Annotated in this window: 19 protein-coding genes and 2 pseudogenes; 10 read left to right on the top strand and 11 right to left on the bottom strand. The window is 62.0% G+C overall.

Annotated elements, in window-relative coordinates; translation table 11 throughout:
* Positions 1-2 precede the first annotated feature (2 nt).
* The 3 genes from NOW55_RS17855 to NOW55_RS17845 are packed head-to-tail and all read right to left on the bottom strand — an operon-like array spanning position 3 to position 3,166.
* Positions 3-905, bottom strand: coding sequence for a hypothetical protein (locus NOW55_RS17855; protein ID WP_256401482.1), 903 nt, complete (start codon positions 903-905; stop codon positions 3-5).
* Positions 898-2,745, bottom strand: a complete 1,848-nt coding sequence (locus NOW55_RS17850) for a DUF8186 domain-containing protein (protein WP_256401481.1) — start codon at positions 2,743-2,745, stop codon at positions 898-900. The genes NOW55_RS17855 and NOW55_RS17850 overlap by 8 nt, the downstream gene beginning before the upstream one ends.
* Positions 2,696-3,166 carry a pilin gene (locus tag NOW55_RS17845; protein ID WP_256401480.1) on the bottom strand — a complete coding sequence of 157 codons (471 nt, stop codon included), beginning with the start codon at positions 3,164-3,166 and terminating at the stop codon, positions 2,696-2,698. The genes NOW55_RS17850 and NOW55_RS17845 overlap by 50 nt, the downstream gene beginning before the upstream one ends.
* A gap of 221 nt (positions 3,167-3,387) precedes the next feature.
* Here NOW55_RS17845 and NOW55_RS17840 point away from each other — a divergent pair, with 221 nt between their 5' ends.
* Both NOW55_RS17840 and NOW55_RS17835 read left to right on the top strand, forming a co-directional pair.
* Positions 3,388-3,795, top strand: a complete 408-nt coding sequence (locus tag NOW55_RS17840) for a hypothetical protein (protein WP_256401479.1) — start codon at positions 3,388-3,390, stop codon at positions 3,793-3,795.
* A gap of 9 nt (positions 3,796-3,804) precedes the next feature.
* Positions 3,805-4,482 (top strand): tyrosine-type recombinase/integrase, encoded by a 678-nt coding sequence (locus tag NOW55_RS17835; protein WP_256401478.1) that lies wholly within the window; start codon positions 3,805-3,807, stop codon positions 4,480-4,482.
* 153 nt (positions 4,483-4,635) lie between these two features.
* On the opposite strand, the gene NOW55_RS17830 is transcribed toward NOW55_RS17835, so the two are convergent.
* Complete coding sequence (locus tag NOW55_RS17830; RefSeq protein ID WP_256401477.1) at positions 4,636-5,010, bottom strand: hypothetical protein; 375 nt, start codon at positions 5,008-5,010, stop codon at positions 4,636-4,638.
* Between the two features lie 271 nt (positions 5,011-5,281).
* Here NOW55_RS17830 and NOW55_RS17825 point away from each other — a divergent pair, with 271 nt between their 5' ends.
* Entirely contained in the window at positions 5,282-6,169 is an 888-nt protein-coding gene (locus NOW55_RS17825) for a DUF8172 family protein (protein WP_256401476.1), read from the top strand.
* Between the two features lie 366 nt (positions 6,170-6,535).
* Here NOW55_RS17825 and NOW55_RS20965 read toward each other — a convergent pair.
* The 4 genes and pseudogenes from NOW55_RS20965 to NOW55_RS17805 form a co-directional block, all read right to left on the bottom strand.
* Positions 6,536-6,834, bottom strand: a pseudogene (locus NOW55_RS20965) (site-specific integrase); the annotation flags it as partial.
* Positions 6,835-7,205: 371 nt separating this feature from the next.
* The gene (locus NOW55_RS17815) at positions 7,206-8,075 is read right to left on the bottom strand and encodes a universal stress protein (RefSeq protein ID WP_256401475.1); all 870 of its coding nucleotides are present in this window, start codon (positions 8,073-8,075) and stop codon (positions 7,206-7,208) included.
* A 191-nt stretch (positions 8,076-8,266) separates the two neighbouring features.
* Positions 8,267-9,658, bottom strand: coding sequence for a hemolysin family protein (locus NOW55_RS17810; RefSeq protein ID WP_256401474.1), 1,392 nt, complete (start codon positions 9,656-9,658; stop codon positions 8,267-8,269).
* Between the two features lie 314 nt (positions 9,659-9,972).
* Complete coding sequence (locus tag NOW55_RS17805; RefSeq protein WP_256401473.1) at positions 9,973-10,950, bottom strand: AIR synthase family protein; 978 nt, start codon at positions 10,948-10,950, stop codon at positions 9,973-9,975.
* Positions 10,951-11,057: 107 nt separating this feature from the next.
* Between NOW55_RS17805 and NOW55_RS17800 the strand changes: the two genes are divergently transcribed.
* The 5 genes and pseudogenes from NOW55_RS17800 to NOW55_RS17780 all read left to right on the top strand — a co-directional run bounded on the left by NOW55_RS17800 (position 11,058) and on the right by NOW55_RS17780 (position 15,948).
* Positions 11,058-12,110 carry a pyridoxal-phosphate-dependent aminotransferase family protein gene (locus NOW55_RS17800; protein ID WP_256401472.1) on the top strand — a complete coding sequence of 351 codons (1,053 nt, stop codon included), beginning with the start codon at positions 11,058-11,060 and terminating at the stop codon, positions 12,108-12,110.
* 223 nt (positions 12,111-12,333) lie between these two features.
* Positions 12,334-12,480: pseudogene (locus tag NOW55_RS17795) on the top strand (DUF7512 family protein); the annotation flags it as partial.
* A 59-nt stretch (positions 12,481-12,539) separates the two neighbouring features.
* On the top strand, positions 12,540-13,580 hold the full coding sequence (locus tag NOW55_RS17790; protein ID WP_390293797.1) for a sulfite exporter TauE/SafE family protein: 1,041 nt from the start codon (positions 12,540-12,542) through the stop codon (positions 13,578-13,580).
* A 177-nt stretch (positions 13,581-13,757) separates the two neighbouring features.
* Positions 13,758-14,951, top strand: coding sequence for an MBL fold metallo-hydrolase (locus NOW55_RS17785; RefSeq protein ID WP_256401471.1), 1,194 nt, complete (start codon positions 13,758-13,760; stop codon positions 14,949-14,951).
* A gap of 154 nt (positions 14,952-15,105) precedes the next feature.
* Positions 15,106-15,948: a high-potential iron-sulfur protein gene (locus NOW55_RS17780; protein WP_256401470.1), complete on the top strand. Its 843-nt coding sequence runs from the start codon at positions 15,106-15,108 to the stop codon at positions 15,946-15,948.
* A gap of 1 nt (position 15,949) precedes the next feature.
* On the opposite strand, the gene NOW55_RS17775 is transcribed toward NOW55_RS17780, so the two are convergent.
* Complete coding sequence (locus tag NOW55_RS17775) at positions 15,950-16,807, bottom strand: universal stress protein (protein ID WP_256401469.1); 858 nt, start codon at positions 16,805-16,807, stop codon at positions 15,950-15,952.
* A gap of 250 nt (positions 16,808-17,057) precedes the next feature.
* On the opposite strand from NOW55_RS17775, the gene NOW55_RS17770 reads away from it, so the two are divergent.
* The gene (locus tag NOW55_RS17770; protein ID WP_256401468.1) at positions 17,058-17,222 is read left to right on the top strand and encodes a hypothetical protein; all 165 of its coding nucleotides are present in this window, start codon (positions 17,058-17,060) and stop codon (positions 17,220-17,222) included.
* Here the strand turns inward: NOW55_RS17770 and NOW55_RS17765 are convergent, their stop codons facing one another.
* Positions 17,223-17,957, bottom strand: coding sequence for a type 1 glutamine amidotransferase (locus NOW55_RS17765; protein ID WP_256401467.1), 735 nt, complete (start codon positions 17,955-17,957; stop codon positions 17,223-17,225).
* 202 nt (positions 17,958-18,159) lie between these two features.
* On the opposite strand from NOW55_RS17765, the gene trxA reads away from it, so the two are divergent.
* Positions 18,160-18,582, top strand: a complete 423-nt coding sequence (gene trxA / locus NOW55_RS17760) for a thioredoxin (RefSeq protein WP_256401466.1) — start codon at positions 18,160-18,162, stop codon at positions 18,580-18,582.
* A 45-nt stretch (positions 18,583-18,627) separates the two neighbouring features.
* Here trxA and NOW55_RS17755 read toward each other — a convergent pair whose 3' ends face one another.
* Positions 18,628-19,257, bottom strand: a complete 630-nt coding sequence (locus NOW55_RS17755) for a helix-turn-helix domain-containing protein (RefSeq protein WP_256401465.1) — start codon at positions 19,255-19,257, stop codon at positions 18,628-18,630.
* Positions 19,258-19,285 lie beyond the last annotated feature (28 nt).

The following is a 19,285-nucleotide window of genomic DNA, read 5'->3' as shown; positions in this document are numbered from 1 at the left end:
ATCTATGCTCCTCCATCTTCACTTGTTCCGTCACTATTCCCGCTGGATTCGACCAAGGAAAGGATACAGGACCCGTTCTCGTCCGTCTCGTACCGAACTCGCCGTGAGTACGAAGGGGTCTCTTGGCTCACACGAAGACTAGCAGATATTGTGAACGTAATCTCGTCATGGGCATCACAATCCAGATACTGAGATCCAGAATACGTTTTAAAAACCCGGCTGGTCATCTGCCCTACAGTCGCGCCGGGAGGCACCAGTCTCAGTATTTGCTGTGAAACATCACGAATGGTAGTTACGTCCAATGGCGTGTCCTCGAATTGGAGTTCTTCGACGAACGCCGGCCCAGTCCCAGTATTTTCCATGAGCACCTGTGCGAAGTAGGAGGGCGGGTCCTCACCCTGGTAGGTCATCTCGGGATGGTTCTTCGCCCACCGAATCCCCGTAATCGACACGTCCGGACGAATCTCGAGGTCGATTTCTTCGACTGAATTTTCACCATCGACAGCGACGAGTCGATACGTTCCAGGTGTGTAGCCGCCACTCGAGAACCCCCAGTCGTCGGAGAGTCTGAGTGACACCTGCGTCGCTCCAGTACTCACACCCGTCCGGCTGTGAAGCTCTCCGTCGGGGTCGATGAGATTCACTCGACTCACCGATTCCGCATCCGCGAGCTCGACCTGCAGGTCTGTCGTCCCGATCTGGACGTCGGCGAAGACGCTGTTCCCGCCGGTCGTGATCGATTGCGTCCCCTGTTCCGTCTGAGAGGGCTGCTGTGAGTCGGTTGTCGTCGACGGTGAGTTCGATGAACAGCCGGCCAGTGCAACTGCACCAGCGGAAAGCGAACTCAGGAGTGTTCGGCGGGCGATACGGCTCGACTCTGCTGTGGATTCAGTGTTATCAGTCATGGGTGGTAGTTTCGTGAATTCCGAGAAGCGCGCCATCTGACGCGTAATCGACGCCGAACAGCAGAATCCCGACCGGGATGAACCACAGAACCGTCACGACAGCGAGGCTGATCAGGTCCTCGAATGACGGAAACGTCAGCGGGAGCTGCTCGACCTCACTCGACGAAGCGTACGGCTGGGTCGTGTTCCACCAGGCTGCCGGCTCGTACCGCGCTTCGACCAGATTCGGTGGGTTCGAGACGGTGACGATCGCGACGCCGCTCCCGCTGAGACTCGCGCTGGCGGATCCGACCTGGACGTCACCCGTTGTGACCGGGGCTCCAGTCGCGTTCTCACGAACTCGCACCTGCAGGGTTGCCTCGGTCGCGTTGGACTCGAGGATAGTCACCGAGACGTTCGTCGCCCGGACTGTTCTGGTCGTCTCTGCGGACACAGTCCGCGAGTGTGAACGAACGATACCGTGAACCGTGACCTGCTCGAAGTCGTCTGCTGCGAGTTCGATTGAACTCACGGCGAGTCGGGTAGTCGTGGGATAGGGCTCCCCGCTGTTGATGTGAAAGGTGTCGGGGACTGTCGGTGCAGACAGCTGGGTGGCGCTCCGGTGGTCGATTCCGAGCCGTGGCTGTGACCAGTTCGGCTGAAGACCATCAGTCACGCGAGCACCAGACGGTCGTGGGAAGGCGTGAACTTGGAGCGGGCGGACTGACGACCGATGACTCTCGTTCCAGATCGCCGTCGATGTCGTCAGCTCGTGCCAGTTCTCCTTCCCGGCCGTGTAGTACACGTAGGTGTTCCGAACACCCGTTCCCCCGTTCTCGTCAATGGTCATCCGGGCCCACATGTTCTCGGGGAGCAGAATCGCACCAGTTCGCTCCGGTTCGGCGTCGAACTCGACGCGCTCGATGGTTGCGTCCGAGAGGTCATTCACGCGGACCTCCCGGCGACTCGTGACTGTGACATTGTCTGAATGCTCTTCGACGGTGATGTTCCACGAGGAGTCACACCGGCGGGTGCTGCCGTTGAAATCGTCGCAAGTCCGGATGATCTCCTCGACCTCCACGACGACCTCGGCCTGCACAGTCAACGTGGGGCTTCCAGTCATCCCAGAGTAGTGCAGCGTCGTCGTGTGGCCCGCACCTGCGTCCTGCGTCTCGTTGTCCGTCTTGAGCACGACACGCTCAATCCGGGCTTCACTGATATCCCAGGTCCGCTGGACGGGACCGATAGGGTCGTCGTCGGGTGTTCGAACGCGGTAGTCCGCGGTCGTGAGCACGTCACCCTCGGGCGCGATGTAGTGCGTCGTCCCGTTCGACTGGTGGAGTATCGTCGAGGGCTGGACGGCGTACGTCGCGACGTACGCATCACGGATGAACTCGCTATTCCTGAGGGTGACACCGTCAGGATGGACGGACTGTGTGTTGTTCCCCGGCGTGAAATCTTGCAAGTCGCCGCTGTTCCAGGCTTCGACGGCTTCTGGTGGCCGGTCGAAGGGGACGTCGGTAGTCATCGCGAGCCGGCGGAAGAACTCGGGGCGGGAAATGTTCCAGGAGTCGAACGCGTTTCTCGTGAGGTTCGGCTGGTCGGTGTCTGCTGACCAGAGCCGCTGAAACGTGCTGTTGTTGACTCCGTACGCGGGACCGTCCGCGGGCTTTGTCGTGTTGTTCGGGTCGGGGCTTTCGAGTTGGTCTGGAGCCCCTGCTGCCCCACTGACTGCCAGACTTGCCAGTGTGAGTGTGAGCAGTCCGACCGCCAGCGGGATTTCGAATCGCATTTGGGCTGATGAAGGGCTGTCAGAACGGCTTGACGCAGTCGGAGAAGCCGAACCCCATCTGGCTCCCAATCTTGTCGACGAGTTCGGGCGACAGGAGGGCCAGCACAACGATGCCAAATCCGATCGCGGACATGACGAGACGGTTCTTTGCTTGGTTTTTCTTCTCCGGATTGCCGCCTGCCCGCATGTACGAGAGGCCACCTTTGCTCAGGTAGTAGGCGGTGGCGGGGAGTCCAAGGCCGGCGACAGCGCCGAAGACGAGATCGATACCGGTTTCGACCCCGGTGTCACAGTAGACGTTTCCGACGTCCTCCTGTGCTGCGGCAGTCCCAGTGGCGAGGAGGATGAACGAGACGCCGATGAGCCCAGACACCGTGTTTGCGGAGAGCTGCCGGACCGTGTGCCGGGTGTGCTCGCGGGTCTGTGTTTTGGCTTTTTCATTGAAGTCAGCGATTCGCTGCCGGATCTCGGTAGTAGATTCGTGTATCATGGACTCTGGATCAGGGATGTAGCTGTGACTGCAGACTGAAGCCGGGATAGCCGAGAGCTTCCATTTCCCTAACACTAGTTCTCCAATTCTGAGTGTCTGACTGCAGTCCACAACAATATTTTTTGTAGTCTTACTACATTAAACTATATGTATTATCTATTATTACAGAGCGGGTGTGTCTCGGGACAAGAGACTCGAACGAACCACCGACGAGTGAATCCATGACAAACAATAGCGAGCGAGAACTCGAACAGATGCGAGAACAGCTCAAGAACGGGGAGCGAGGAGGAAGTCCTCAAGACCGCGAAACGCTCCTCGAGTTCTCTGACGAACTGTTTTTGATTCCCAGCCAGGTCGGTGATCAGCGCCACGTGAAACTACTCCGGCACAACATCCGAATGGCGGAACACGCTGGCAGTCTCGCGGACGCTTTGAATGACGAAGAAGCCGCAAAGAAGATCGTCCGCTGGATTCACCGCAACTACGACAATCCAGAGACGAATCGAGACTACAGGGTCGCGCTGAAGCAGTTCGGACGTCGTGCAACGGATGCAAATGGCAATGATCCACCAGAGTCGATGGAGTGGATTCCATCAAGTACGCCGAGTACGTACGACCCCGCGCCATAGCCAGGGGATATGCTGACGTGGGAAGACGATGTGCTCCCGATGATCGACGCAACCCGGAACTATCGCGACGCTGCACTCATAGCAATCGCATGGGATGCAGGACCTCGATCAGGCGAACTCCGGAGTTTGACCCTGGGTGACATCACCGACTACACACACGGGTACCAGATTACAGTTCAGGGAAAGACGGGGCAGCGAACGATTGGACTGGTCCCGAGTGTCCCATTCCTTCAACGCTGGCTCAATGACCATCCCGGAAACAATGGGGATGATCCTCTCTGGAGTAAGTTATCAGAGGCAGTAGAGCCTTCGTACCAGACTCTCTTGGCGACTGTGAAGGATGCAGCAGAGCGGGCTGGTGTGGATAAACCCGTTACGTTCACCAACTTCCGTAAGAGCAGTGCTTCCTACTTGGCCTCCGAGGGAATGAACCAAGCCCATCTTGAGGATCATCACGGCTGGAAACGTGGCAGTGACATCGCCTCACGATACGTTTCAGTCTTCGCTGCGGACACCAACCGAGAAGTTGCACGTATCCACGGGGTCGAGACAGAGGACGTAGATGAATCCACCCCGACAGCACCTGTCGAATGTCCCCGCTTTCATCAACGGACGCCCCGAGAGAAGGACCAGTGTGTCCACTGCCAGCAGGTTCTTTCGAAAGAGGCCGCGATGGAGCAGCGTTGACGTTGCGAGTGGTGCATTGCTCCGATTGCAGACTATCCTCAGCACATCCCAAACTGCCCAGTTGTCGACGTAGGGGAACCCGAATTCTGACCGTTCCCGCCTGCGATATCAAGCCGTAATCTTCGTTTGAAGTTCGAATTGTTCTAGGAGTAGCTATTGCAATTCAATCAGAGAACCTCGGATATCTGTACCAGTAGGCAAGACCAGTATCATTATTGGAACAGTGACGAGCGACCATTCGACCGGATCCAGCTGGGGAAGCGGATACATCGAAAGATAACCAGCGATGCCGAGGGCGACGAGTGGGGTGTAGATAAGAGTCGGCGCGACCGATGCTACTCGAACCGCGAGCAGGGGAGCACTTGTTTCGTAGATAGCTTCGACATATGGCCCCCGAATATTCATGCCGAACGAGACCGATTCTGCGTAGAGACTGTGGACAGCGTAGTGGGCAGACTCGTGAAGTAACCAGGCGACGCCGCAGGCCACCAAGTAAACACCGATTTTCAGTACTGTTTCGAGTAGCATCGTGGTTCTTCCACCTTCATTCCAAATTTACTTTCCTGCATTTATACTTGTATTCTCTAGTGTTACGTGTACAGCCACCATCTCTCACAGAGTTAACCAACAACAGTGGACTCCTTGCGATTTGTTGGTTAATATGAGGGATTCCGCATTACCAATCGCGGTAGAGGCCTTGGGGGATGAACAAGTACGCACGACATCGTAGAGTCAGGTCAGTAGCTCACGACAGAGGAAGCAGGACTGCGTTACCGATCCCCTGCGAAGATAGAGTGAAATGGCCCGGCTGGTCTTCTATCATCATCCACAAGCCGAAAATTTCTCCCTCAAATTTAGCTCGGCGGCACTGGCAGATATTCGTTCTCAACGAGAGCAGTCCGACGAGCCGACAAAACTAATCGGATACCCTTTTGAAACACCAGTCTATGTACTCTATGAGGGCGATACGGAGGTCGAAGCTGCCCAAGATATTGACTTCGACAGGGAGTGGTTGAGTGATCGTATTCATGACCTCCCTCGTGCTGGGCAAGTTGTAGCATTCCGACTGGTGGAATTGCTTGAGGCCGCTGTCGATGTTCGCGAAGCGGATGAGTTCCGGCTCTACAAGGAGTTCGAACCGCAGAAGATTCAACAAGCACTCGATCACGTCTCGTGGGGAGCATCAGTCCCTGAAGTCGCCGGCGAAGTGATGTCGAATTTGATCCTCCGGCATTCCCTTCCGAACGCGAATCACCGAACCGGCATCGCGATGCTGCAATTCTGTATTGAGAGTGTAGATTCGGATTTTTCGATGCCACGGACTCACGTCGACGATGATACCTGGCGCGAGTGGGTCGATCCCTACATCGTCGATTCCAAGCGCATCATCACCGTCCGCCGGAACAATCTCCGATTCAAGAAACTCGAGGAGCTCGATATTGATCTCGTCGAACGGAAAGATGGGATCCAAATTCGATTAGCCGAATTCGAGCTGGATATGCACTGGCGAGACGCCCTCTCAGAGTACGCTGAGCAGTACGAATCACACTGTACAAACTTCGCTCAGGCAGTCCTCCAACGTGCAGAACGGGATGATTTGCTCGCCCAGCAAGGGCCAGCGAAACACGAATTCATCACGTATCTGGAGGACGGACTTGTCGAACGGGATTTCAGAGAAATGTGCTGATCAGTCGCGAAGCTCGGCGACCGACTGTCCGACCTCGCGAACGTGTTCACTTCGCTCGAGGTCGAGTTCCTCGGCGAGGTAGTCAACCGTCTCTTCGAGGCTCATATTGGAAGGAAATCCGTCAAGCGGTATAAACCTAGTGCTGACGCAGCAATGTCGCCCATCAGAGGAAGCACCTCTTTATGTGAGACTATCAATCTCTTCTAGTGCCTCAGTTGCGACATCACCAAGTTCACCAGCCTCTATATGTGAATAACGCTCTCTCACCATTTCCTCGGAGTTATCCAAGTAACGAGCAGCGACGGTGTAGCCGAACGCACGGACAAGCACCTCACCCATTCCACGTCGTCCACCGTATGGAGCAAGGTAATAGGTTTGTACCGTGTTCTACTTGAGTCCCCCAAATCTTCACCGATATGTCGGGCGTACTTCCGGAAGACGCTTTCGTCGGGATTGTCGAAGGTTGGCTCCCGCCCAACGTCGTCGGGGATGACCCTGGTTCAGTCGTCGCCGCGGTCGCCGGCGGCCCACTCGGCGAACCGCTCGAGCTCGCGTGCAGCGTTACGTCGGTAGTTCCCGCCGTCGCCACCGCGGCCTTTCCCCTTGTCCTGGAGGTAGCGTTCGAAGCTGTCGTCAAGCGGCGTCGAAAGCGCTCGATCAGGCATCAACCGGCCCTCCACCGTCCTGCGGGCCCGGTCTCGGTGCCTCTACCCCAGGGGAAGCGCCGTCGTGAGGCGGTTGCAGCATTCGTGCTTCACCGACAGCGTCGGGGTACTTCAAAGTGGTCGTGATTACTATACTAATCATGCTCAACCGGTATGTGCGTCTGGAATCCGGAATTCTCCCTCTCTGCGGGTTCTAACTGCAGATATCTGGTCTGAAGAGCGTATATAAACTACATATCGCGATATCAAACTGGTCAGCCCGGTACTGGGGACGTGACGGCTGAGGCTCTCCAACGCGACGAGTCCAGAAACCACAGAGGGAGCGAGTAGTGCCAGCACCTCGGGCTTCTCAGATACTGCGCGGGACGGTCTCACTCCGGTTCTGCGACGGTCATCACGGGGACCGGTGCCGAGCGCACGGTCTTCTCGGCGACACTGCCGAGCAGGATACGGTCCGTGCCACGTCGTCCGGTCGTCCCCATCCCGACGAGCTGTACGTCGTTCGATTCGATGCAGTCGAGGATGCGCTCGTCGGGCTGCCCGTGTTCGACGTGGCTGACGATATCAGTCACTCCCCGTGATTCGGCCATGGAGACGATGGTCTCGATCGCCTCGCTCGCTTCCTGTTCGCTCTCCTTCCCGGAAACCGACGAGCGGACGTCGAGTCCGAGTGCGGAGTCGTCCACGACTGAGAGGACGTGGAGTGTCGCATCGAGCGACGCCGCGAGGTCGACGAGATGGTCGGCGGCATGCGTCGCGGTGGAACTCCCGTCGGTCGGGACGAGGACGTTCTCGTAGGGGAATTCGAGCGTCTCGTCGGGTTGCATGCGGACCGAGAGAACGGGAACCGAGGAGAGTCGGACGACCTTCTCGGACACACTGCCGACGAGGTACCGAGCGAGCCCCTCGCGTCCGTGGGTCGGCATCACGATGAGGTCGTGGCCGTACCGTTCGGCGTAGTCGACGATGGTCGGAGCCGGGTTCCCCTGGACGATATCGGTCTCGTACGACACGCCGAGTGTCTCCAGGGTCTTCGCGCCCTCCGCGACGATGTCTTCGCCCTTGCTTTCGAGCGCGTCGACGGTTCGGCCTTCGATGACCGTGACGCTGTCACGGGTCGTGTCGGCGACGTAGAGCAGGTGGATGGTGGCGTCGGCCCAGTGTGCGATCTCGCTTGCGTGATGGAGGACTCCGGCCACATCGTCGCTGCCGTCGAACGGGAGGAGTATGGTATCGTACATGACTCGACACGGATGGATACGTTCGTTGGCTTCCTAATGGTTTTCACCTCCAACGTCGGGAACTGGTCCTGAATTAGGTGCCCCCGGGCCCCATCGACCACTCCCGCTGTCCTGGGTTCCGTCACGGGACGGTCTCGGCGTGTCGGATGGGTCGTCGACGTCCAGAGAAACAGTTGTGCAGATGCCGCAGGTCAGTCGGTGTCGCCCTCGCCGAGCGCTGCGTCTTCGTCGTCGGCCTCTTCGGTGCTGTCGCGGTCGACGCTCACCCGGACCTTCTGGATGCGGGTGTTCTCCACCTGTTCGGCCCGCAGCGACACGTTCTCGTAGTCGAACGCCTCACCCTGCTCGACGAGGCGACCGGCGCGGTTGAAGATGAAGCCCGCGATGGTCTCGAACTCCTCGCCCTCCGGCAGTACGATGTCGAGGGCCTCGTTGACCTCGTCGATGTTGACCGACCCATTCACCAGGACCGTGTCGTCGTCGACGAACTCGACCGGGAGCTCCTCGCCACCGACCAGTATCTCACCGACGATCTCCTCGAGGACGTCCTCCATCGTGATGAGGCCCTGGGTGGCTCCGAACTCGTCGATGACGATGACCATGTGCATCCGGTTCTCGCGCATCTCCGACAGGAGCTCGTCGACGTTCTTCGACTCGGGAACGTGGAGCGTCGGGTTCACTACGTCCGCGACCTCGAAGTCCCCGGCCGCGTCGTAGGTGGAATCCTCCAGGTCTCGGATGTCGAAGATACCGACCACGTTGTCGAGTGAGTCCTCGTAGACCGGCAGCCGGGCGTGGCCGGACTGGATGCACTTCTTGATGGCCTCGTCGACGGTCGCGTCCGTGGTGATGGATGCCATGTCGAGCCGGGGGGTCATCACCTCCTTGGCCGAGGCGTCCGTGAATCGCAGCGTGCGCTGGAGCATCTGTCGCTCCTCCTCGTTGAGGATGCCCTCACGTTCGCCCGTCTTGATCATGTTCCGGATCTCGTCGCGGGTGACGTACGTCGACTCGATGGACGGGCTACCGCCGGTCACCTTGTTCACCACCGACGTCAGGTAGTAGAAGATGGTGATGAGCGGCCACAGCACCTTCTCGACGACCTTCAGGCCTCGTGCGACGCGCCGAGCGTGCAGTTCCGTGTTCTCGACAGCGTAGGACTTGGGTGCGCTCTCGCCGAATATCAGGACCATCGACGTGATCCCGAGCGACGACACGATGACGGCCGTGCCGGCGTCGAAGTAGAAGCCGACGAGGGTGGTCGAGATAGAGGACATCGTGATGTTGACCATGTTGTTCCCGACCAGGATAGTCACGAGCAGGCGGTGGGGGTCCTCCTTGAGGGACTTGACTGCCCGTGCACCACGTTTCCCCTCCTCGACCATCGCGTCGATCTGGTGGGCCGGCAGGGAGAACAGTGCGATCTCGGAGGAGGAGAAGAACCCCGACCCCAGGAGGAGCAGCCCGATCAGGACGACACCGATAGCGGTGATCTGCGTCCGCCCCAGTTCGACACCGATGACCGGTAAGGTGTACAGCGTGATACAGGCCTCGGACGCCACCGTGAGCACGGATACGCACATCGATACCTGACCTTACCAGAGGCAAAAAGTAACTCTTGTGGAACCGGTTTCTGGTTATTGAAAAAAGAACAGCCAAAAGGAACTAATTTTGTCTATTCGTCTTGTATTAACCGTTCGAAAACTTCGATTTTCAACCCTGGTGGCTGGCGGGGCCAACAGCCGCGTTCCCTACTCGGGGACGGCCCGACGAAGGCCCTGGAGAAGCGGTACCCGCAGTGCTGGTCTCGCGCGTGCGCGAGCCACGTCATCAGTCGGCAGAGGCTGTTCCCCGAGTCGGCGGAACCAGTTCCCCGGCCGGTACTGGTCGGCGGTGGTCACTCCCAGAGTTCGTACATGTCGTCGTCGACACTGCCGACGTAGTGGTCGCTGTCGAAGCTGACGCCGACCTCCCCATCGCCGGCGGCATCGTCGACTGTCGCGATGACCGTCGCCTCGATGTCCTCGTCTTCGAGTGCCGAGAGGACCGACGCCACGTCGTCACGGGGGATGGTCGCGAGCATCGCGCCCGACCCGAGCACGCGGAGGGGGTCGACATCCATCGCGGCACAGCAGACCGTCGTCTCGGCTCTCAGAGGGACATCCCCGCGGTCCAGGTGGACCCGGACCTCGGAGGCACAGGCCAGCTCGACGAGACCGTTGAGCACGCCCCCCTCTGTGGGGTCGTGCATGGCGGTCGCGGTCGGGGCCAGCACTGCCGCCTCGGGGAGAACGCTGATGTCGTCAAAGAAGCCCGCGGCACTCTCGATGGTCTCCGGGTCGACGCCGGCGTCCTCGAGTTCGTCGCGGAAGTCGGTCGCGAGCACGGCGGTCGCCTCGATGCCGCCTCCCTTCGTGAGGAGGACCGCGTCACCGGGGTCTGCGCCGCTGGTCGGGACGTAGCGGTCGGCAGGACCCATACAGGTGAGTGACAGTAGTGGTCTGTCGAGCGCTGCGAGCGTCTCCGTGTGGCCACCGACGATGGAGATGCCGAGCCGTCGCGCCTCGGCATCGAGCTGGCCGGTCACCTGGTCGAGGAGCCGCTCGTCCGCCGTTGGCAGGAAGATGGTGGCGACCAGCCACTCGGGTCGCCCCCCGCAGGCGGCGACGTCGTTGCTCGCGATGGCGACGCCGAGGGTGCCGATCCGTTCGGCAGCTAGCGAGATGGGGTCGGTGCTGACGACCATCGTCGAGCCATCCATCGCGATGGCGGCTGCGTCCTCCCCGTAGCCGGGCCCCGCGAGGAGGTCCTCGTTCGGTGCGCCGGTGCGCGAGAAGATGTATCGTTCGAGGGTTTCGGGCGAGAGCTTGCTCATGGCTGTCCGTGCGTGGGGTGCGCCCTTGTGCCTTCCCGTCGTACGCGGCCGGGATCACACACTCGGGGACCCCCACGGCTAAGCCCCGGCGCACGAAACGTCGACCAATGCAGATGACACCCGGCCCGACGGCGGTTCCGCCGCGGGTGCGCGAGCGGATGAGCGACCCGATGCCGAACCCGGACGTCGAGGACGAGTTCTTCGAACTGTACGAAGACGTCTGCGAGAAGCTCCAGCGCGTCTACGATACCGACGACGACGTGATCGTCATGGGCGGCGAGGGAATCCTCGGGCTGGAGGCCGCCATCGCGTCGACCGTCGCGCCCGGTGACGACGTGCTGTGCGTCTCGAACGGGCTGTACGGCGACGGGTTCGCGGATTTCGTGGAGAGCTACGGCGGGGACCCGACGCTCGTCAGCACAGAGTACACCGAGCCGCTGGACATCGAGGGCATCGAGGCCGAACTCGCCGCGGGCGAGTACGAGCTCGCGACGATGGTGCACTGCGAGACCCCGACGGGGACGCTCAACGACGTCGAACCGGTGCTCGAACTGCTCGACGAGCACGACGTCCTCTCGGTGGTCGACGCCGTCTCCTCGCTGGGTGGCTCGCCGGTGCCGAGCGAGCACATCGACATCACCCTCGGTGCCTCCCAGAAGGCGTTCAGCTCCCCACCGGGGCTGACGACCGTCGCGGTCAGCGACCGTGCGTGGGAGGTCGCGACGGAGCGAGACCCGGACTCGCTGTATACGAACCTGTTGCCCTGGCGCGACACGAGCGAGATGTTCCCGTACACGCATCTGGTGGCGAACGTCGCCGCACTCGACGAGTCGCTCACGATGCTGCTCGACGAGGGACTCGAAGCCGCCTACGAGCGTCACGACCGGGTCTCTGCACACTGTCGCGAGCGCGCGAGCGAGCTGGGCCTCGACCTCTACCCGGACGCGGAGCGCAGCGCGCCGACGGTCACCGCGTTGCACCTTCCTGGACGGGCCAAGGCGGTCCAGCAGGAGCTCGCGACCGAGCATGACATCGTGCTCTCGCCCGGTCTCGGCGACCTGGCAGACGATATCCTTCGGGTCGGACACATGGGCTACAACGCCGAGGAGGCGAAGGTCGACAGGGTGATGGACGCGCTGGCCACGGTCCTCGACTCGTAGTGCTGTTGGGTGACTGTCGCCGCGGGGAGGCTCGGGGCGCTCTCGCCTGAAATATACGTCCACTGCCACTTGTAGCTACTCGTAACTTATGCATTGGTATGAGTCGGTTATGGCGATATAGTATTGTGCGGTAATCCCAAAACCGTTATCTACCCTCCTCGATTACGTCCTACCGTGCAGAATTCCAATATCCACACAAGACCGGTCGCATGGGTGAGTAGAGATGCTAGGTATTGAATCTCTGAGCGGTAACGCACTCGCAGCAGCACTGGTCGGTATCGTCCTCTTCGAGGCACTCGCGCTCTACGTCGGCTACGGGGCACTCGAGTCCCTGGTCGGCGGCGCGGTCCGGCGCGTCCTCACGGGGGAGTGCAAGCTCGCAGAACTACTGCTACGCCGCTGTTCGGCGCCCGCCGGGGGTTCTGACCAATGATGGAGCTGATGGGGGTGGGCGTGGACCTGCTCGCGCTGTTCACCGGGTTCGGCCTGCTCATCGGCATCCTGTTCGGCTTCTTCGGGATGGGCGGGTCGTTCCTCGTCACGCCCGCGCTGCTGGTGATGGGGTACGAGCCGAACGTCGCGGTCGGCTCCGGCCTGGCGTTCGTGTTCGGGACATCCGTCATCGCGACGTTGAAACACCGTGACCTCGGCCAGGTCGACTACAAGCTCGGCATCCTGATGATCGCCGGGACGACGGCCGGCATCGAGGTCGGGAAGCTCGGGCTCGAGTACCTGCAGCACATCGGGCTCGCTGGCACGGTCGTCAGCGTCGCCTACGTCTTCCTCCTCGGTGGCATCGGTATGTTCGTCACGCGCGAGGCGCTGAAGGGAGGCGGTGGCGGTGGTGTCGACCACGACGCCGATGGTGAGATCGACGGGGATGACATCCCCGATATCGCGAAGAAGATCCAGTCCTACCGGGTGCCACCGATGATGAAGCTCCGGGGCGGGGTCAGGGTCTCACTCTGGCTCATCCTCGTCGTCGCGTTCGCGACGGGCTTGCTCTCCGGGTTCCTCGGCGTGGGTGGCGGGTTCATCCGCATGCCCGCGCTGTTCTACCTCATCGGGGTCCCGGTCCCCGTCGCGGTCGGGACGGACCTGTTCGAGATCGTCTTCTCCGGCGGTCTCGGGAGCTTCCTCTACGCGCAGTCCGGTGCGGTCGACCTGAGCATCGTCGTCCCGCTGCTCGCCGGTAGTGCACTGGGTGCACGCCTCGGTGCCGCTGCGACGAGTCTCGTCAACGAGGACGACATCAAGGTGTACTTCGGTGTCATGCTGCTGCTCGGTGCCATCGCGGTCGCAGTCCGCGAGATCGGTGGGGTCCTCCAGATGCCCATCCTCGACACCGTCAGCCTGATCATCATCCTCGGTGCGGCACTCCTGGTGAGTGGCGCGGTGGTCTACAGCGCCATCTACGAGCTGCGTAAGGAGGGCTCCGAGTCCACCTCTGCGGCACCGGCCGGCGACTGACGAACACAGCCTGTATTGCTCTAATTTTGCAATTCTACGTTCGGCAGAATCTCCCGTAGTTGCGTCTAAACCGCCCTTTCAGTGCATTTTAACGTGATTCCCTGTACAACAAGATTCACTGTATTGCACAGTATTCACAAGATATAAGGTCTCCAGTCCCCAACCGTGGAGTGTAACATGGATGCAGACGACTTCCCGACACCCGCTGTCGAGGTCGACGAGATCGAACCGAGCGAACTGAAGGCACAGATCGACGCCGGCGAGGACGTCACCATCCTCGACGCCCGCATGAACGGGGACTTCGAGGAGTGGCACATCGACGATGAGAACGTCGAGATCGCCAACGTCCCCTACTTCCACTTCCTCGAGGACGAGGTCGACGAGGACATCCTCGAACAGGTTCCCGAGGGCGAGCCGCTCGTCGTCCTCTGTGCGAAGGGCGGTGCCAGCGCGTACGTCGCCAGCAAGCTCGCCGAGAACGGCCGTGACGTCGTCCACCTGGACGAGGGGATGAACGGCTGGGCCCGGATCTACGAGCGTGTCGAGGTCAGCCGGTACGACGGACCCGGAACGCTCTACCAGTACCAGCGCCCATCGAGTGGCTGTCTCGGCTACCTGCTCGTCTCCGACGGCGAGGCCGCCGTGGTCGACCCGCTCCGGGCCTTCACGGACCGCTACCTCGACGACGCTGCAGAGCTCGACGCGGAGCTGACCTACGCCTTCGACACCCACATCCACGCCGACCACATCTCCGGCGTCCGTGCGCTCGACGCGGAGGGCGTCACCGGCGTCATCCCGGAAGCAGCGCGCCAGCGCGACGTCACCTACATCGACGAGCTCGTCTCCGCCGAGGACGGCGACGAGTTCGCCGTCGGCGACGCGACCATCGAGACCGTCCACACGCCCGGCCACACGAGCGGCATGACCTCGTACCTGCTCGGTGACAGCCTGCTCGCCACCGGCGACGGCCTGTTCGTCGAGAGCGTCGCACGCCCGGACCTCGAGGAGGGCGACGAGGGGGCACCCGACGCGGCCCGCCAGCTCTACGACTCGCTGCAGACGAAGGTGCTCACGCTGGACGACGACGTACTCGTCGGTGGGGCTCACTTCAGCGACGCTGCCGAGCCCGCCGAGGACGGCACCTACACCGCACCCATCGGCCAGCTCCGCGAGGACATGGACGCACTCACGATGGACGAGGAGGACTTCGTCGAGACCGTCCTCGCCGACATGCCGCCCCGCCCGGCCAACTACCAGGACATCATCGCGACGAACCTCGGCCAGCAGTCGGCCGACGACGACGAGGCGTTCGAGCTCGAACTCGGCCCGAACAACTGCGCCGCCAGCCAGGACGCGCTGACCGGCGACTGATCGGGCTGACCGCGACTCCGACCCGTCCAGGCTCCTGATTCTCCGTCTCGTTTTCGGTACCCGTCCGGCACCCGAACAGGTCGACTGCGAGTAATCCCGTGTTTCCAGCCATCAGTAGTTCATAATTTTATGTGATAGCCATCGACGGACACGCATGGAGGGTCGACGCTCGCGGCCGGACGACGGTTCGGGGTACCACCTGTGGAGCCGGCGACACTACCTCGTCGCCACGGCGGGCATCGGGGCCCTGAGCGGTTGTCTCGGCGGTGACGGGGACGGCGCGGACGGCACCACCGCCGTCGAGACGACGACGATAGTGGACGATGACACGGACGATGATGCGGACGACGATACGGACGACGGTGAGGACGACGACGAGGAGCTGCCGGAGGGTGTCTCCCGCGAGGAGTTCGAGAACGGACCCGTCCCTGACGTCTACCTGTCGGCGAGGTCCATCGGCGGCGAACAGCGGGGGAGCGAGGAGCTGTTCCCCAAGGCGGACGTCCAGTTCTCCGAGTACGAGGAGGCTCTGGAGAACAACGCCCACCAGCCGGGGCGGTGCTGTGCGAACTGTCACGAGTACATCCACGACCGGAACGGCGACGGGTTCGGCGCGTGTGTGGCCGTCGAGGGCTACATCGACGGCGCGGACTGGTGTACCGTCTGGGAGGAGCTCCCCGAGCCGAGCGTGCCCGAGGGGCTGTCCGAGGAGGAGTTGCCCACCGCGCAGGTCCCGGAACAGTACCGGACAGCCAGCTCACAGGGTGGGGAGGAGCGCGACCCGAACGACCTCCGCACGCAGGAGGCCGTACAGCTCATGGAGTCGGTCGAGGCCATCGCGGACGGTCTCGGGCAGCCGGGACAGTCGTGTGGCAACTGTGCGGAGTTCATCCCGGACGAGAACGGCGACGGCTGGGGGGCCTGTGCGAAGGTGGAGGGCTACGTCGCGGTCGAAGACTGGTGCGCTATCTGGGAGCACATCACCGAGGAGCTCTGACTCAGCGCACGCCGGTCGGCGGGACGAGCAGGACGTTGCAGTGTGCTCGTGCAGTGACGTCCTCGGAGACGCTCCCCAGCAACAGGCGACGCATCCGGCTCCGGCCCCGCGAGCCCATCAGGATTGTCGTGGGCTCGAACTCCTTCTCGGCGGCGAGAATCTCCTCGACGGCGGCTCCCTCACGAACGACGGTCCGCGTCTCGATACCCAGCTCCCCCAGTTCGGCGGCGAGTTCGTCGAGGCGGGCCTCCGCGTCGGCCACCGCGTCGGGGTCGCTTCCGGGCCGGCGTTCGGGCGGCGCGACGTGGAGCAGCGTCACCTCCTTCGCCGCGTGCTTGAGGTGCTGGAACTGGTCGAACGCCCGCTCGGCGTTCTCGGAGAAGTCGGTCGCATAGAGGATGCGCTGGAAGAGGTGCTCGGCGGCGACCTCGTGGTCCTCCTCGCCGTGTTCGAGGATGCGCTGGACGAGCAGTGGTCGGCTCGCGGTGCGGGCCACGTTCTTCGCGGTCCCTCCGATGAACCGCTGTTCGAGCGGGCTCTGACCACGTGATCCCACGATCACCAGGTCGGCCTTGACCCGGTCGGCGAGACCGTTGATCCGGCGGTGTGGCGTCCCCCGCATCACGTGCGTTCGGACGTCGAACCCCTCCTCTTCGAGCATCCGTCGCTGTCGTTCGAGTCCGCGCTTGGTGCGAGCGCCGATGTCGCTGCCCGGCATCCCGGCGGTGACGTTCGGGCTGGTGACGGTGACGAGGTCGATCTGGTCGATCCCGTACCGTTCGAGACATTCGAGACAGGTCCGTGAGCTGAGAGCGGTCTCGATGGCGTCCGACAGGTCGGTTGCGAGTACTGCGCGCATGGGTGACTCTACGCGGACGGAGCTAATCAGTATTGTGCAGGAATGTGAATGATGCGAGCATCAGTACGTGGTGTCGGCCAGGGTAGTATTCTCGGACGTGCGCTCACTTCTCACCGATACACTCCCCCTGGGGGAAGCTCCCGACGAGACAGTAGTGGGATAATATCACAAGATTAATTGGGGAAAGACTGTTGTCTGCAGCTATGGTCCGACAGGTGCATGGAGTCGCCCGCGGTGAGCTGGGGTATCGATGATTCAGGTGCTCGGCGGTTCCGGGGTGGCCGGGCTCGTCATCGCGCTCGTGGTCCCTGTCGTCCTCGTCGCCTTCGGGACGTACGTCGGTGTGCTGATGGCTCTCCAGGAGTTCTTCGGCGCGGACTCGTGGGACGAAGCGGTCGACGAGACGGAGGAGTAGTCAGTATCGAGGACCCGTGGCCGGGGCCACGACGCGCTGGTGGGTCCCCGCCAGTTCAAGGAAGTTCTCGAAGACCATCGTCGCCGCCTCGGCCGCCGCGACGGACTCGTCGGTGATGCCGTCGAGGACCTGCTGGATCCGCTCGTCGGGAAGGTCCTTCCCCTCGGTGACCCAGGTGGCGGTCTGTCGGTCGTACTCCGGGTGGAACTGCAGGCCGTACGCACTGCCGACCCTGAACGCCTGGACGCCGTTGTCGTTCCGTGCGAGGACCTTCGCCCCGGGCGGGAGTTCCGCCACCCTGTCGGAGTGCGTCTCGAAGCTGACGAACGCTTCCGGGACGCCCTCGAACAGCGGGTCGTCGCCCACACGGAACACCTGTCGGTAGCCCAGCTCGTACTCGCCCATGTCGACCACGCGACCACCCAGGGCCTGCGCGATGAACTGATGCCCCCAGCAGATGCCGAGTACGGGGATGCCGGCCGCGTGGATGTTGCGCAGCCACACGGTGGCGTCGTGGATCCAGTCGCGGTCCTCGTAGACGGAGGTCTGGGAGCCGCTGACCACGACGCCATCGTAGTTCCACGCCGAGCTCGCGACGGTCGGTGGATGCTCCCCGTCGGGCAGCTTGTACACGTCGACCTCGACGTCGTCGTGGGCCTCAAGTTCACGACGCAGGTTCCGTTCGGCGGGCGTGTCACCGAGCGACGCGTCGAGTACGGCGATGTGACGGGTCATACTGCAGAATACGTGCCGAAGCGCAATAGTATTTCGTGTTTTGTACACAAAGGCACTGTCAGCGATACGGCAGATAAGCCACGCTGTCGGCGATAGTCGTCGCATTCCGGCATTCTGTGGATGGGTGGCGCGATTTACCGCGCGACTGTATTGTGCAAAAATAGCACAACACCTAAGTTCGAGGAGCCCCAACCAACCGGTGATGAGTGGAGATAGTACCATCGAGGACATCCGCGAGCAGAAGAAGCAGCAACTCCAGAACGAGACCGATGACGATAGCGCCAGCGCCAGCGCCGACGGCGTCGGGCCGGCGGAGCCAGTGTACGTCAACGGCACGGACGAGCTGACGTCGACCATCGACGAGTACGACGTCGTCCTCGTCGACTTCTACGCCGACTGGTGCGGCCCCTGCCAGATGCTCGAACCCGTCGTCGAGTCCATCGCCGAGACCACGGACGCCGCCGTCGCGAAGGTCGACGTCGACGCGAACCAGCAACTCGCCGCCCAGTTCGGCGTCCAGGGCGTGCCGACCATGGTCCTGTTCGCCGACGGCGACCCCGTCAAGCAGATGGTCGGGTTCGAGGACGAGGGCACGCTGCGCAGTCTCATCGAGCAGCACAGCTAACGACTGATACCCGCTGCGGGGACCGACTCGACTCCTTCTCGACGGTCATTCGGGTCCCACGAGGAACTGGTCGAGGACCCGTTCCGTCGCCCGCCGCAGCGTGACGCTGGCGGTGGATTTGTCGACGTCAAGCCGGTCGGCCACATCGGCGAGTGTACAGCGCCGTGGCACCTCGAAGTATCCGGCCTGCCGAGCGATCCTGAGGCACTCGCGCTGTCGGTCGGTGAGGACGTCGTCCGACTCGTCGGTGTGGACCACCGAGAGGAGTTCGTACTGGAACTCGCTGTCGTCGAGGACGGCCCCGACGGCCTCGAACTGGTCCCGTGTGGCGGCGACGTCGAACGTCATCCGGCCGTCCTCGACGACGACCGGGAACAGGGGTGGGAGCGACGACGCACCGAGGAACTCGTAGAGCCGCAGCTCCGTCGACTCGTACCGCGAGAGCGCCCGTCCGTCGTCGACGAACAGCAGGTCGAACGCGACCACGTCTGGGTGGTCCCGGACCGACCCGACGGCAGGCCGTGGATCGTCGGCGACGACCTCGCCGAGTTCGAGCGAGCGGCCCTGGACGGCTGCGGCGGTCAGCAGTCTGTACGTCGCCTGCGGGTTCGCCCGTGAGACCTCGCTGATCCAGATCTCCCGCGGGAGGGTCATCCGGAACCGGGCTCGAATCATCCGGTTCTCACCGTCCACCGGGCGGTTT

The sequence above is a fragment of the Haloarchaeobius litoreus genome, from assembly GCF_024495425.1.
Taxonomy (GTDB): domain Archaea; phylum Halobacteriota; class Halobacteria; order Halobacteriales; family Natrialbaceae; genus Haloarchaeobius; species Haloarchaeobius litoreus.
The sequence above is the reverse complement of the archived record's forward strand: the minus strand, read 5'-3'. Positions and strand labels throughout refer to the sequence as shown.

What these genes read in the sequence shown, in the direction of transcription:
- NOW55_RS17855 (WP_256401482.1), bottom strand. Translation starts at nt 905, where the DNA reads ATGACTGATAACACTGAATCCACAGCAGAGTCGAGCCGTATCGCCCGC.
- NOW55_RS17845 (WP_256401480.1), bottom strand. Translation starts at nt 3,166, where the DNA reads ATGATACACGAATCTACTACCGAGATCCGGCAGCGAATCGCTGACTTC.
- NOW55_RS17840 (WP_256401479.1), top strand. Translation starts at nt 3,388, where the DNA reads ATGACAAACAATAGCGAGCGAGAACTCGAACAGATGCGAGAACAGCTC.
- NOW55_RS17835 (WP_256401478.1), top strand. Translation starts at nt 3,805, where the DNA reads ATGCTGACGTGGGAAGACGATGTGCTCCCGATGATCGACGCAACCCGG.
- NOW55_RS17830 (WP_256401477.1), bottom strand. Translation starts at nt 5,010, where the DNA reads ATGCTACTCGAAACAGTACTGAAAATCGGTGTTTACTTGGTGGCCTGC.
- NOW55_RS17825 (WP_256401476.1), top strand. Translation starts at nt 5,282, where the DNA reads ATGGCCCGGCTGGTCTTCTATCATCATCCACAAGCCGAAAATTTCTCC.
- NOW55_RS17815 (WP_256401475.1), bottom strand. Translation starts at nt 8,075, where the DNA reads ATGTACGATACCATACTCCTCCCGTTCGACGGCAGCGACGATGTGGCC.
- NOW55_RS17810 (WP_256401474.1), bottom strand. Translation starts at nt 9,658, where the DNA reads ATGTGCGTATCCGTGCTCACGGTGGCGTCCGAGGCCTGTATCACGCTG.
- NOW55_RS17805 (WP_256401473.1), bottom strand. Translation starts at nt 10,950, where the DNA reads ATGAGCAAGCTCTCGCCCGAAACCCTCGAACGATACATCTTCTCGCGC.
- NOW55_RS17800 (WP_256401472.1), top strand. Translation starts at nt 11,058, where the DNA reads ATGCAGATGACACCCGGCCCGACGGCGGTTCCGCCGCGGGTGCGCGAG.
- NOW55_RS17790 (WP_390293797.1), top strand. Translation starts at nt 12,540, where the DNA reads ATGATGGAGCTGATGGGGGTGGGCGTGGACCTGCTCGCGCTGTTCACC.
- NOW55_RS17785 (WP_256401471.1), top strand. Translation starts at nt 13,758, where the DNA reads ATGGATGCAGACGACTTCCCGACACCCGCTGTCGAGGTCGACGAGATC.
- NOW55_RS17780 (WP_256401470.1), top strand. Translation starts at nt 15,106, where the DNA reads ATGGAGGGTCGACGCTCGCGGCCGGACGACGGTTCGGGGTACCACCTG.
- NOW55_RS17775 (WP_256401469.1), bottom strand. Translation starts at nt 16,807, where the DNA reads ATGCGCGCAGTACTCGCAACCGACCTGTCGGACGCCATCGAGACCGCT.
- NOW55_RS17770 (WP_256401468.1), top strand. Translation starts at nt 17,058, where the DNA reads ATGATTCAGGTGCTCGGCGGTTCCGGGGTGGCCGGGCTCGTCATCGCG.
- NOW55_RS17765 (WP_256401467.1), bottom strand. Translation starts at nt 17,957, where the DNA reads ATGACCCGTCACATCGCCGTACTCGACGCGTCGCTCGGTGACACGCCC.
- trxA (WP_256401466.1), top strand. Translation starts at nt 18,160, where the DNA reads ATGAGTGGAGATAGTACCATCGAGGACATCCGCGAGCAGAAGAAGCAG.
- NOW55_RS17755 (WP_256401465.1), bottom strand. Translation starts at nt 19,257, where the DNA reads ATGATTCGAGCCCGGTTCCGGATGACCCTCCCGCGGGAGATCTGGATC.